This window comes from Chryseobacterium joostei (genome assembly GCF_003815775.1).
Classification (GTDB): domain Bacteria; phylum Bacteroidota; class Bacteroidia; order Flavobacteriales; family Weeksellaceae; genus Chryseobacterium; species Chryseobacterium joostei.
On record NZ_CP033926.1, the window covers coordinates 4305041 to 4317977 of the forward strand.

The window sequence follows — 12937 nt, forward strand, 5'->3', positions numbered from 1 at the left end:
TTTTTTTTATATTTTCACAGGCCAAACAAATCGCAAATATATGTCTTCGAACAGGGAAAAAAAATTGAACAAATCTGACGTCAGAACGGGCATTTGGAAGTTTATTCTTTCTTTTGCTGTATTGTCTGTGGTATCCTTTGGTTGTCTGTACCTCTTTTTTAAAAGCTACGATATACAACGAGAAGGGATTAGCAGGGAAGCAGAAAATTATATGGAACTGATGCGCCGAAGTGACTTACTGAAAACTCATGTAGATAATATTTATGACCGTATGACCCAGCTTGACATGAACAAGGTGCAGAATGATGTATTTCTGAGAACCAATATCATGGATAACGTGAGGGATGCTAAAAATATTATGGGGAAAGACAGTACAGGGAACTTTAAGCACTATGCTGTTTTAATGAAACAGATAGAACCTATGATTAATTTAAAAACTAAAATTATAGGCGTTGAGTATAAGAAGAAAACAGTTCTAAGGGATCTGGAAGAATGTATGGGAAAAGTAGGAAGGGCCAATAATGAGCTTAGAAAAGACTATACAAGAAATTTTACAGGAGGTAAAAGAAGATAAAAATAAAGGATATGCAAGGACACATTACATTATCTAAGAAGGAAAGGCATTATCAGTTTTTTTATTTAATACTGATGCTTGTAACTGCCATGTTATTTTTGGGAGTTATCTTTTTAAAAGGATTTGAATCTCCGTTTTCTGATGAAGATGTAAGAGGTATTCACAATCTTGAACAGAAAGCAGAGTTTGACCAACATCAGAAAGTTATTCTGCCAATCATGGATAGTACTTATACCATGATTACTAAACTTACAGACGAAGCTCCACAGCCTTTTGTGGAAAACAATATCTTTGTAGGGGTTAATGATCTTAACAATTACTTTAAAAGCTACGACATTGTTGATACCCGAAAAGATGCCTACCCACAGATCGCTAAATTCTACAAAATGTATTTTGAAGACAAAAAGATAATTTCAACTACTTCAGATGATATCAAGAGATTTGAAAAGCAGGTGGAAGAATGCAGAATTGGCTTCAAAGATAAGCAGGATAAGATTTATCAGCGTAAAAGTGCTCTAAAGGCACGCACGCAGTAATTCAGTAATGAATATAGGAACTATAAATAAAACACATCACAATTATTAACTATGAATTATTTTCAAAAGAACAAAAAGAACATTATTATCGGTGTTATTGCAACATTGCTCATTGCAGCCCTTGTTGCACTTTGGCTGCAGAAAAAGGTAATCCACTCTGCTGATGATATTGTTGGGGTAGTTTATCCGTCTGCATTGTCGGTAGGGGATACACTTTTATTTGAAGATAAAACCCAGTTTGCAAAATCCAAGAGATGGAATTTTGGAGACGGTACAACTTCTGATAAAAATAGTGGAATCCACTTTTATAATAAACCGGGATATTACCAGGTAAGTTTGATCGTTGACAACAAGTACACTAAATCTTTCCCGGTAATGGTATCGGCAAGAAGCGTGAAGCAATCCAAAGACAGCGTAAAATCCAAAACAATCATTGAGGCACCGGTAGAAGCTATGCTGAATGAAAATGTACAGTTCCGTGCTGTTTCTGATGCTACACAGTTTGCATGGAAGTTTGGAGAAACAGGTAATACAGATTCTAAAGAGAAACTAGCTATTTATTCCTATAAAAAAGCGGGAGATTATGTGGTTACTTTGTACACAGAAGAAAGCCAGGAGCCTATTTACCACCGTATCAAGATTAAACCTATTTATAACCCTCTTGAAGAAGAGGAAGTATCTGTAGAAGATTCTTATGCGAAAATCGATAACGACTTTAAATACCACCTACAGCAAATTGCTAACGGAAACAGTTTCAACACGCATTATAATTACCTGTTGAAAACCTATCTGTGTAACAATGAAAATACAGTGGTAAAGGTAAACGAAAGTAAAGTAAATAACTTCTACATGTATTGTGCAGGTCTTCAGTTTGACAAAAACATGGTGATCCAAACTGTAAAAGTGAATTTTGACGATACACAAAACTGTGTAACAAAAGTAGATATAAACCAAAGCAAATAATACCGTCCAGTCTTCTGGATGCGCCAATCATAAAAGATAAAATAGGATGAAAAATAAATTTCCTCTAGCAGCATATTACATAGGATTATCAGTATTATTGACGAGTTGCCAGGTAAAGCTGCCGTCAAAGAAAACTCCGGAGCCATCACAGTATGGCCAGGTAGATAATTCACCGGTAGTCAATGGTTATCCTAAAAAGTCAGTTCCATGGATCGTTATTTCAGACCGATCAAGAAACACGGCTTATTTGGATAAAGATGATGAAAAATCATACAAGGAAGTTAAATTTCTGGAGCCTTTAATGGTTTTAAAACATAGAGATGGAATGGTAAAGGTTGCGGAATATGTTCCGGATGCCTTAATGAAGAAAGTATCATCAAAATCCGTAAAAACATACGGTTGGATTCCTGAATCGGACCTGCTTCTATGGAATCACTCTCTAAAAAGCGAAAAAACTGGGTATCCTGTAAGGGTGGCAGTAGTACCTAACAACAGTGAAGTTATTAAAAACGCTGAAAGATACTACAAAAACGACTCTATTATGGTGTTCAATTCACCAAGCCTTATTGAAACTGCCAACGTTAAAATTCCTAACGGGCAAATGGTGTATGTATACAAGCAGGCAGAGAATAATAAGAGATTCCTGGTAGGTAAAAAGCCGTCTGTTGATATAGACAGTATTGGTAAAGGCCTTTACGGATGGGTAAGTTCTAACGTGATTTCTACATGGGGAGAACGTTCCGCTGTAAAACTGAAAAATACAACAGGAATCAGCGAATCCGAATTGGGAATACATGAAGGGTACCCTGGAGGATCAGGATCTGATGCTGAAAATAAAACAGCAATTCTGCTTACTGATGTCAATAAAAGAAAACCACTGGAAAATATTTTCCCCGTGACTTTACCTTTAAATGAAGCTCCTACTCCCAATTCCAAAACGAAGTATTTTACCAATATTCTGGATTACAGTAAAAACTACGTGTTCAATGTTTTAGGAGAGCCTATCTATTTTGACCGTTACAGAGAGATTACAGATAGAGATAAAAATATCAATATTGTTTTTGCATTGGATGTAAGTGCCGGAAATGCTCCTTATGCCCCAATTGTAAAATCATTGTTGCAGGATTTACAGCTTAGATTTGAAAAACCATCTTATTTCAATAATGTGAAATATGGTGTTGTTTTATATAAAAATAACCCTTGCGGAAATAATCTTTCAGTATCTAACCTAAGTACTGACTACAGTAAAATCACAACATTTATTGATCAGAAGACCAATGAGATGAACTGTGCCAGTAATAGTGGCTACCAGCCGGTAGGAGAGGCGCTTTCTGCAGCCGGAAATCTTCTCTCCAATGTTCCGGATGAAACCAATATTGTAGTGACTGTAGGAACATCTGCTAACCAAAGTGGAAATATGTACAGTGTGATAGGTTCCCTTACACAGGCCCAGGCAAGACTGATTATGTTCCAGACCAGTGCGAGATCTTCCGATACCTACAATGATTTTGTATTAATGGCAGAAAATGTAGTTACTGCTACTGCTAAAAATATTGCCGAGCTTAAAAAGCAAAAAATTATCAATCAGTCAGATGTTCTTACCAAGAATAATTTCAGCTTAGTAGAAGGAGATGCCGGATTTTTCTCATTGGCTTATCCTAAGCAAAGTATGTCCCAGGGATTCGTTATTTTTCCTAAAAAAGGAGACGTTGCTACACCGGGATTCCTGAAGAAATCTGTAGATAGTCTTATTGCACAGGTGACAGTGGATAATCAGAATGTTGATAAATCGCTTAATGAGTACTTCCACTCTTCTGTAGGGGCAGGAAAAACAGATGTTGACTTGAAATATAAATATCTGTATCCGGGGCTTACCAATCCGGTTTCTGCAGGAATTGCAGCACAGCTGATCAACTACGGAAATCCATTCCTGGTAAAAGGATATATTCCAAAAGAATTGAAAGAATATACTCCGGGAATAGAAAAAGGAATTCTTATTTCTGAAGCAGAGTACGACAATCTGAAAGCTTTCTACACAGAAGTATACAAAAATACAGGTGCTGAAAAAGCAGATTTCAATCAGGCAGCAGCAATCAGAGAATATGTAAAACTGTTAAAGAAATACAATCCTACCATCAAATTCCTGGATAAAGGAGACCTTTATGAATTACCAATGTCCTATGCTGTTGGAATGAGTACAGGATTCGATCTTTCTGAAGAAGAATTGATGGCCAAGTATAAGCTTAAAGGATGGAAAAAGTCTAAAATTGTTCCTAATGAAACAGTAAGAACGTATTTCCGTCACTACAAGGATCTGGCAGAAAGAATGCTTAATCATAGAAATAATCCGGCTGTGAAAATCCAGCAAAACGGACAGACATTCTATTGGCTTAACGAGTATTTTACACCGTCAAGACTTCCAACAGAAGCACCGGAATATACTAAACATTAATTGTTATTTCTTATAATATGAAAAGCAGGAGTAATTGTACTTCTGCTTTTTTTATATAATGAACTCAAGGTCATTTAAAATTTTGATCTGGAAGCCGTTTATTTCTCTTTCAGGTGTAAAAAGACGTTTTATCTTTAAAGTGTAGAAATGGTTAAATCGCTTTAATGATAGTGGTTATCATGATGTTTGTAAATCCAATGTCGTAGAATTACTACAAAAAGTAGTAGAACTACTACAATTTTTCAGATTTATCTTTAAAAGTTTTTTTAAGAGTGAAAGACCCTCTATATTTGCTACACAATCACTGAATCACAAAATATTACTAACGATTAAAATTTACAAATCATGGCAGAAAGAAATTCGAGAGGAATCTTAAAATTTAATAACGGAGAAGGTCAAAAGCTATTAAAGATGAACTATAGTGTAGCCAGATCTACAGACGTATCAGGACGTGTAGCATCAGACCCATCCAATGCATTAATCAAGGTTACAGTAGAAGCTACTGAAAAATCTGATATTCTGGAAAGTTTATTGAACGGAAAATATAAACCTACAGTAGGAGAAATTGTTTTTAACAAATCTCACGAAGAGGGAACATTGATCACTTTGAACTGGCAAAATGGATACGTAATCCAGCACCAGGTTGATTTTGATGCAATTGACAGCAATAGTATGTTGATCAGCTTCGTAATCAGTGCTGAAACAATTGGTTATGGTACTTCTGAGTATGCAGGACTTTGGCCAACTAGCTAAAATTATACACATTATCAACATTCATACGAAAAAAAGACTGTCCCTACTAAAGGCGGTCTTTTTTTGCCTAGGATGAACTTTATATTGGTTGTTTTATTTTCATATCATATTGATATGGTGACTATTTCGTAAAAAAATGCTATCTTTAAACTAAACCAAACACAAAGCATATGAAAACCGAATCACAGACAAGAGGTTCTTCATTCCGTCCATCACAAAATGCAGACGGAGTTTCTGAAAACCACCAGGCAGGAATCAATAGGCTGGTAAAACTTTCACTGGTTGTGGAGGGGAAAATTATTAAGTATTATAAACATTTCACACTTAAACAAAAAGCAGGTAATCACCACGAGTTCAGCCTTACCCTTGCCCATGATGCATTGGGTGACAGACAGAGTCATACCCTTGAAGAAGCTAATAAATTCTTAGGGAAACGCCTCACAGTGGTTATTTCCTATAAAGATATAGAACAAAGTCCTGAAAGAAATTTTGTAGGAATCATTACCAAGGTAGGATTCAGCCAAGAGAAGATGAGTTTGGGGAATATTGTTCTTTCCGGCTACAGTCCAACAATATTATTGGATGGAGCTCCTCATATTCAAAGCTTTGGAGGAGCACAGCCTGTTAATATGGGGATTATTGCTGAAGAGGTTATTAAGCAGGGAATAGACAAAGGACGTTTTGATATCAGAGTAGATACCAACGACTATTCTCAGATTATCTACAGCAGCCAGTACAACGAAACGCATTATAACTATCTTGCAAGAATGGCAGAAGCCTATGGCGAACAGTTCTATTATGACGGAGAAGTATTACATTTTGGAAAACTTCCGCCTCAGAATAAGCCTATAAAACTTACCTATGGAAGTAATGCGGATGATATCAAAGTAGAATTAAAGGCTGTTCATACAAAGCCACAATACTATGGCTATAACAGCAGTAAAAATGAAAAGTTAACCTCAGGAGAAACTCCGGTTAATCACTTAGGAGATCTTGCCAAGACTGCTTACAGTCATAACGAAAAAATATACAAAACTCCCGCTCTTCAGGTGGCACCCATTAAGGCGTCCACTCATTTGGATGTAGAAAACTCACAAAAAAGTGCTTCAGGAAGTGAAGCCGTAAGCGTATTTTCAGTTTCTGGTTCTACAACTGTTCCGTTTTTGCATCCCGGATGTGTAGTGGATATTCATATGAGAAAGCCGGACACTAATGAAACCACTTATTTTACTAAGATTATGGTAACTGACGTTGTCCATGAAATTGACACTATTGGGCATTATAAAGGAAGTTTTGAATCCATTGCAGCAGATACAGGATTCTTACCAAAACCTGAATTTACAGTTCCTATTGCTCAGCCCCAAATTGCAACAGTAATTGCCAATGCAGATCCAGAAGGTCAGGGTAGAGTTCAGGTAAGATTCGACTGGCAGATGAATGATGTTACCCACTTTGTACGTGTAATGACCCCGGATGCAGGAGGAACTGACCAGATTACTCAAAACCGAGGATATGTAGCCATTCCTGAAGTAGGAGATCAGGTAATGGTTAACTTTGTTCACAGTCATCCTGACAGGCCATTTGTAATGGGAGGAATGTTCCATGGTGGCGTTGGATTAGGTGGTGGTGCAGATAACCGTGTAAAATCTATTCAGACCAGAAGTGGACACAGAGTTGTTTTTACAGAAGATGAAAGCATCATCATCACTGATAAAAGCGGTAATGAAATTCACCTGGATACTACAGGAAGCAACATTAATATCACAGCACCGGAAACCATGACCCTGAATTGTAAGAATATGAACATCAATGTAGGTGAAAATATGACGACAACCGTGGGAATGAATAAATCCAACAGTATCGGAATGAACAATACGGAAAGTGTAGGCGCAATGAAAATGACCTCCGTAGTTGGAGACGCAAGTATGTTTATTACCGGAAAACTGACAGAGATGATTGATGGAGATGTTCACAGCGAAACAAAGAAAGAGAGAAACGAAGTCAGTGAAAAAGATATGAATATACAATCCAGTAAGTTTGTTCATAAACATGCACAGGAAGAAGTACAAAATAATAGCGGAGAAAAATCCAAATCACATTAAGCAATGAGCAGAACGAGAATTGTAAAGGGTACCTATACCAAGATTTCTCATGAAGGCCATAGCATGTACTCTAATGCAAATATTATAACCAATGCAGGAGCAGCCATAACAGAAACCGGAGAGAAAGACGGGGTAAGCTATGGAGACCCTAAAAATCCTCCTGCAGGAGAAATTAAGGCAAAATGTATCGTTATGTTTAGACCTCACGCCAATTGGAGTGGGGAATTTGGTTTTGATTGGCTAAGAGCAGGCGATACAGGTAAAAAAGGAGATACATGGTATAGAAATATTGTAGGGAAATATAGAAATTCTTCCACCAATGCATTACAACAGATATACTATGGTGGAACCTTTGTGAAAGAAGCTGCAGAATATAGCAAACTTTTAAATAAGTTTAGTAATATGACTATCTTCTGGAAGCCCAAGGTGAATAAGCAGCCCTATTTGTATCCTGTTCCTTATATGACAATTTATAAAGGAGATACCCAAAAATTATCATTAAAAATTGAAATTGAGGAAGAACCTAAAAAACTTACCATTGTACATCTTAAGGGGAAAGATGATAAAAATGATTACTTTAAATTTAATAAAGATCAGATCACTATAAAAAAAGGAAAATACACTTTGGATAATTTTCTTGAGATCACTTGTCTGAAATCTTTCAGCAGAGATCAGATTATTGAAGTTTGGGCAGATGATACCGTTTGTGGTAAAATAAAGATCCTGGCCAATGATGCTGCGCATCAAAAACAGGGTAAGGTATTATTTATTAAAGTCATTTCATCATCCGGAACAGGAAGCACAACCGGAGAGGCCGAAAGATTGAAGAACTATATGAAACAGGCTTACATCAATGTTGATGTTAAGAGCATTAATATCAATCTTTCCAGTGATGCTAACTTTATTCCAAAGCTGAGAAGTAACAGCGGAATCCATCAATATCTTGATGCTAAATTGAGGGCAGCTAAGTTTTCAGATGGCAGCGTGGTAGGCAACAGATATGATGATTTCTATAGAGTTTACTTTATTTCTGAGGTGATACATTTAGCGAGTGGTGGCTATCTTTTGGGACAGGCCCAGGATATTCCCTCAAAAACAGTATTTGTCCTTAATTTACAAGATACAGCTACCACGGCAGGAGTTCCTTTTGAATCCGTAAAAACAACCGCCACCCATGAGTTGCTTCATGCTATCGGATTATACCATACATTTGATAATGATGGTCCTTTGACATTCGAAAAATTCCATACAGATAATATTATGGATTACTACTCTCAGTCTACAGCAATTATAGCAAAGCAAACATATAAATGGCAATGGGATATATTAAAAAAAATGATTTAATTATGAAAATAATTTTTATATGGATTTTGCTGTCATTCTTTAATTGTAGTGAAAGCAATAAAGAGAAATATGTTTCCAACCAAAATATAACACCATCAGTAAACACCAATGTACAAATGACAAAATTTGATATTGCAAAGTATGAAGCTAATATAAAGAAAGATCCCTCCTATGAAGGATATGCCAAGGATAAGGATACTTATGTGAAGCAGTATCACATTATTAAGGATGGATACGTAGAAGAAACCTATACAAAAAGTCTCGTACAAAACTATGTGGAAGAAGTAATTACCAACAGGCTTAGAGATATCTTTACCTTTGACAATACAGGTACATTACAGTCTGTTAAACATTATTTCGGAAACAATTTAGAGATCGGAAAATGGGAGTATTACCAGAATGGTGCTGTTGTAAAGACCGAAGATAAAGATGAAAACTATGCATTCGATCTGAATAAAGTTTTAAAATATGGTAAAGATAAAAAGGTAGATTTTACTAAAAATGGTGAAATCTCAAGATCCCAATCCAAAAAATACAATGCCTATGTTTGGGAACTCAATTGGAACACCGGAAAAATGGCTGGTGACGGAGAATCTTATTTATTTAAAAAAGCAATTCTTAACGGAAATACAGGCGCTGAGCTAAGTGTAACAGAATACACATTGAATCCGCTTGCACGTTAGATTTGAAATTGTTTTACAGATAAAAACATTATTTTAATTTTAGGAGTATTCTTTTTTATCATAGAATGTAAAGATAAAACTGCAGTTACGAACAATCAAAATATCATTCAGCTATGAGCAGGACGAGAATCGTAAAAGGAACGTATACCAAAATATCTCAGGAGGGACACAGCATGTATTCCAAGGAAAACATTATTACCAGTGCTGGTGAGTCTGTAACCGAAACCGGGGAAGCAAATGGTATAAAATATGGCGGTCCTAAAAGTCCACCCAAGTCTGAAAAAAGAATCATTGATGTGGTAATGTTTGTAGCCGGAACTACAGATCCTGTGAATACGGCAGGTCTGAAGCATCAGGCCAATACCAATTACTGGAGAAGCAGCCAGAATAATTTCTGGAACAAGATAAAAGATATAAAGCCACAGTTTTTAGATCTCCATATTGAAGGCGATTTTTTCAGCTGGTCAGGAGATAACGATACAAAGGAAAGAAATCTTGCAGCAGAAAGGCTGTTGGATTTATTTTTGAGAGTATACAAATTCTGGAAAAATCAGGAAGTTCATATCCATTTAATAGGGCATTCTCATGGTGGAAATGTTATCAATCAGTTTACAGAGCTTATAGCAACGGATGCAAAATATCCTAAGCCTTGGAAAGTAAAAAGCATCACCTATTTATCTACTCCTTTTTTCAAGAAGAAACACCAGCTTAATCATAGTAAACTGCATAAAGAATGTAAGATCATTAATGTACATAATGAATATGACCTTACCCAGCAGCTTATTGCAGATTTCAGCTTGGTAAATCTGGAAATTTTTCTGAGAAACTTTCAAATGAAAAGCTTCCAGACAGGATTGGATACGCTAAAGTCTGTAGATACTTCTGCATTTAAACATTTACTGAATGTATGGATCAATGATGATACTGAGGGACCACAACTTTGGAGAGAAACAGCTACGGGATTAGCAGGTATAAACCAACTTACAGCGGAGTTCATCAACTACCTTGAAAATATAAAGCCAAGTAAGCCTAACCTAACAAAGGAAATGGATCAGTTTATCAATGTATTGAAGATTTTCCAACACTGGACCTTTACAAGCCATGCTACTTTTAATAGAAATAGCAGAAACCGTGCAGGAGGCTACGGAAGACCAGAATTTTTTGCAGATCTGGACCTTGCATCAGGAATCGGTGCTATTAATAATCTTTTCAGTATAAAAACAGGTGTTACCGATAGTTATATGCTCAACTTTTTAGCTAAGGTTTTTGCTGCTGAAGCAGGTATTACAGATAGTATTGAAGTAACGTCCTGGACACCTGTACATCAAACAAAAGGGCTTCCCATCTTAGATGTCAATATTACAACCAGCGATCCTTATCATACCAGAAATAAAAAATTGGTATCCAAGAGGTTTATATCAAATACATCAAAAGCAGTTCAAAATAATAATCTTCAGGAAGTATTGATGAGGTTGCTAAGCCAGTTTGTAAAACCGAATAAAGTAAAATATGTAACTTATGCCCTACATGGAGCAGAAATGTACTTTACAGGTCAAATAGATGCCCAGATTAAAATATTAAGAAAAAATCTGGAGGTTTATATTGATCTTGTGAAACAATATAATGCCGATTTGGTGGCAGAAAAAGATGAGCGGGAAATTTCAGATATGATGAAAAGACCGGGGACGGTTCCTTATTTGGCTATGGCTTCACACAGTTTAAGCCATACTCAGTTATGGCCACAGGTAGAGGAGGGGCTAAAGAATGCTTTCAGTTCTGGTAAAAACCCGGGTTACAAAAAAAAATAGTACAGCAATGAGATTATTAAAATCATTTTTTATTGAATTTTTAATTCTTTTTTTATTCGTTAATATTGTAATAGTTCTTTTCTTGTTTATTGATATTCCTGAAGTACAATTTAACTTAAAGTCTGTTTCAAATATTATATTAAGATTTGGAATTATATTTTCAATTCCCGTTTCCTTAATCATAACAGGAAGCCATTTTCTCTATAGTAAAATTGCTAAAAATACCCTTTTTAAAATCTTAATAATCATTATCGCACTGGTTTTGCTGTATATCATTTACTATATTTTTTACTGGTATGTAGGAATTAGTGGTTTAATAGATGATCCTTTCGCCCAATAAGATCTTATGACTTTTAGAAAGATTAAAATGACAGCGTATTCATGGTAAATCATGAATGTAAAAGGTATTAAATAACAGTAAAGTAATGAAGAAAGTAAGTTTTTTGCTCTTAATGGGCCTATCAGTTTTGGCCTTTGGACAAACAACCCGTGAAATCATCAAGGATCTTGACGGAGACTCCATAAAAGATACGATTCGTATTGATAGTGATAGCCGTACCCTTATTTGTTTTTTATCTACCCAAAAATTTAAAAAAATACAAAGCGGCGTCATTCAGAAATTGAATTTCGGAAATACATTGGAACCTACAAAAAAAGGATTTGAATTTTGGAATGATTTCGACAGATCAGGCTTTAGATGTGTTTTTGAATATGATGCCAAGGCAAAGAAAATGCGTTTGGTGCAAATGCGAAGAATTGATGATATCCTAAGCTTCGATTACGGTGATGAAGCAAAAGGAGAGTCAAGGGTAAATCTTATCACCAATGAGTATATTGGAAACTTTTATAGAGTATCCCACGGAAAACTACAAAAAATGCCAACCATTAAAACAAAAATGACGTTTCCGGTTACTTATCTGGAAACATTTGGCGATGCCCTGTGTTTTGATTATGAGGAGAAATGCCTGGCTTTATATAAAGAAAACGAAAAAAAATAACCAAGTTAACCAAACTAGACAACCATGATTGCCAATGAATAATATAACGACTCATTTAAAATATTTCTCAAAACTATCTGCTGTATTTATCTTTAGCATATTAAAAATCTATGCAATAGGAATTCTCTCTACGGTCATCACCTTCACACTGGGAATTTATCTTTTGGCTAACAGTTTGGGCGCATCTTTAGGACATAGTGGTGCCGTTGCGTTTTTGGTAGCAACAGTAATGGCTAAGCCGTTATCAGCAGGTCTTTTCTATGTATTAATGATTATCGCACCATTTTGTACTGTCATTTTTGCTACAAAATATGCAATGTCAAGGATTATCAGCAGACTGATACAGGATCATTCAAAGACAATTTTAATTCCGTTCATAGATAAAATTCTTGATAAATTTAAAACCAATCAGCCCATAGTAGTCCGTACAAGTGCAGATTATGCCTTAGCCAAGGTTAAGCTTTTGAATGAATTCAAGAACAGTTCAGAAAACAAAATACTCAAGCGTATTCTGGGATATGCCTTGAAAAAAATAAAGTTTGATGAACTGAATCTAGGGGATGAAAGTACCAACTTCTATGACATTATAAAAACCACCCTGATTGAAAAACTACATGAACTGGCAGAACCTTCAGCCATGATATTTTATATCTACATTGGGCTTCAATGGCTGAGCTTGGTCTTAATATACTTTTTAAATATATAAGAATATAATGCCTTAGCA

At 35.7% G+C, this 12937-nt stretch carries 11 protein-coding genes; all 11 read left to right on the forward strand.

What is annotated here, in order from left to right:
• Nucleotides 1-40 precede the first annotated feature (40 nt).
• The 11 genes from tssO to EG359_RS19745 all read left to right on the forward strand — a co-directional run bounded on the left by tssO (nucleotide 41) and on the right by EG359_RS19745 (nucleotide 12919).
• Complete coding sequence (gene tssO / locus EG359_RS19695) at nucleotides 41-574, forward strand: type VI secretion system TssO (RefSeq protein ID WP_076356663.1); 534 nt, start codon at nucleotides 41-43, stop codon at nucleotides 572-574.
• An 11-nt stretch (nucleotides 575-585) separates the two neighbouring features.
• On the forward strand, nucleotides 586-1110 hold the full coding sequence (locus tag EG359_RS19700; RefSeq protein ID WP_076356665.1) for a type VI secretion system transmembrane protein TssO: 525 nt from the start codon (nucleotides 586-588) through the stop codon (nucleotides 1108-1110).
• A 51-nt stretch (nucleotides 1111-1161) separates the two neighbouring features.
• Nucleotides 1162-2073, forward strand: a complete 912-nt coding sequence (locus EG359_RS19705) for a PKD domain-containing protein (protein ID WP_076356667.1) — start codon at nucleotides 1162-1164, stop codon at nucleotides 2071-2073.
• Between the two features lie 46 nt (nucleotides 2074-2119).
• The gene (tssR, locus tag EG359_RS19710) at nucleotides 2120-4525 is read left to right on the forward strand and encodes a type VI secretion system protein TssR domain-containing protein (RefSeq protein WP_076356669.1); all 2406 of its coding nucleotides are present in this window, start codon (nucleotides 2120-2122) and stop codon (nucleotides 4523-4525) included.
• Between the two features lie 345 nt (nucleotides 4526-4870).
• A complete protein-coding gene (gene tssD / locus EG359_RS19715) occupies nucleotides 4871-5278 on the forward strand; it encodes a type VI secretion system tube protein TssD (protein ID WP_076356671.1) in 408 nt (135 codons plus the stop codon).
• 170 nt (nucleotides 5279-5448) lie between these two features.
• The gene (locus EG359_RS19720) at nucleotides 5449-7380 is read left to right on the forward strand and encodes a type VI secretion system Vgr family protein (RefSeq protein WP_076356673.1); all 1932 of its coding nucleotides are present in this window, start codon (nucleotides 5449-5451) and stop codon (nucleotides 7378-7380) included.
• Nucleotides 7381-7383: 3 nt separating this feature from the next.
• Nucleotides 7384-8724 carry a zinc metalloprotease gene (locus EG359_RS19725; RefSeq protein WP_076356675.1) on the forward strand — a complete coding sequence of 447 codons (1341 nt, stop codon included), beginning with the start codon at nucleotides 7384-7386 and terminating at the stop codon, nucleotides 8722-8724.
• A 2-nt stretch (nucleotides 8725-8726) separates the two neighbouring features.
• Nucleotides 8727-9407, forward strand: coding sequence for a hypothetical protein (locus EG359_RS19730; RefSeq protein ID WP_123867452.1), 681 nt, complete (start codon nucleotides 8727-8729; stop codon nucleotides 9405-9407).
• 113 nt (nucleotides 9408-9520) lie between these two features.
• On the forward strand, nucleotides 9521-11215 hold the full coding sequence (locus EG359_RS19735; RefSeq protein ID WP_076356679.1) for a lipase family protein: 1695 nt from the start codon (nucleotides 9521-9523) through the stop codon (nucleotides 11213-11215).
• A 425-nt stretch (nucleotides 11216-11640) separates the two neighbouring features.
• The gene (locus EG359_RS19740) at nucleotides 11641-12213 is read left to right on the forward strand and encodes a hypothetical protein (RefSeq protein WP_123867453.1); all 573 of its coding nucleotides are present in this window, start codon (nucleotides 11641-11643) and stop codon (nucleotides 12211-12213) included.
• 34 nt (nucleotides 12214-12247) lie between these two features.
• A complete protein-coding gene (locus EG359_RS19745; RefSeq protein WP_076356685.1) occupies nucleotides 12248-12919 on the forward strand; it encodes a hypothetical protein in 672 nt (223 codons plus the stop codon).
• The last annotated feature ends 18 nt before the right edge of the window (nucleotides 12920-12937 follow it).

Coding starts and splice junctions, on each gene's coding strand:
- tssR (WP_076356669.1), top strand. CDS start 2,120: ATGAAAAATAAATTTCCTCTAGCAGCATATTACATAGGATTATCAGTA.
- EG359_RS19705 (WP_076356667.1), top strand. CDS start 1,162: ATGAATTATTTTCAAAAGAACAAAAAGAACATTATTATCGGTGTTATT.
- EG359_RS19720 (WP_076356673.1), top strand. CDS start 5,449: ATGAAAACCGAATCACAGACAAGAGGTTCTTCATTCCGTCCATCACAA.
- tssO (WP_076356663.1), top strand. CDS start 41: ATGTCTTCGAACAGGGAAAAAAAATTGAACAAATCTGACGTCAGAACG.
- tssD (WP_076356671.1), top strand. CDS start 4,871: ATGGCAGAAAGAAATTCGAGAGGAATCTTAAAATTTAATAACGGAGAA.
- EG359_RS19730 (WP_123867452.1), top strand. CDS start 8,727: ATGAAAATAATTTTTATATGGATTTTGCTGTCATTCTTTAATTGTAGT.
- EG359_RS19700 (WP_076356665.1), top strand. CDS start 586: ATGCAAGGACACATTACATTATCTAAGAAGGAAAGGCATTATCAGTTT.
- EG359_RS19725 (WP_076356675.1), top strand. CDS start 7,384: ATGAGCAGAACGAGAATTGTAAAGGGTACCTATACCAAGATTTCTCAT.
- EG359_RS19740 (WP_123867453.1), top strand. CDS start 11,641: ATGAAGAAAGTAAGTTTTTTGCTCTTAATGGGCCTATCAGTTTTGGCC.
- EG359_RS19735 (WP_076356679.1), top strand. CDS start 9,521: ATGAGCAGGACGAGAATCGTAAAAGGAACGTATACCAAAATATCTCAG.
- EG359_RS19745 (WP_076356685.1), top strand. CDS start 12,248: ATGAATAATATAACGACTCATTTAAAATATTTCTCAAAACTATCTGCT.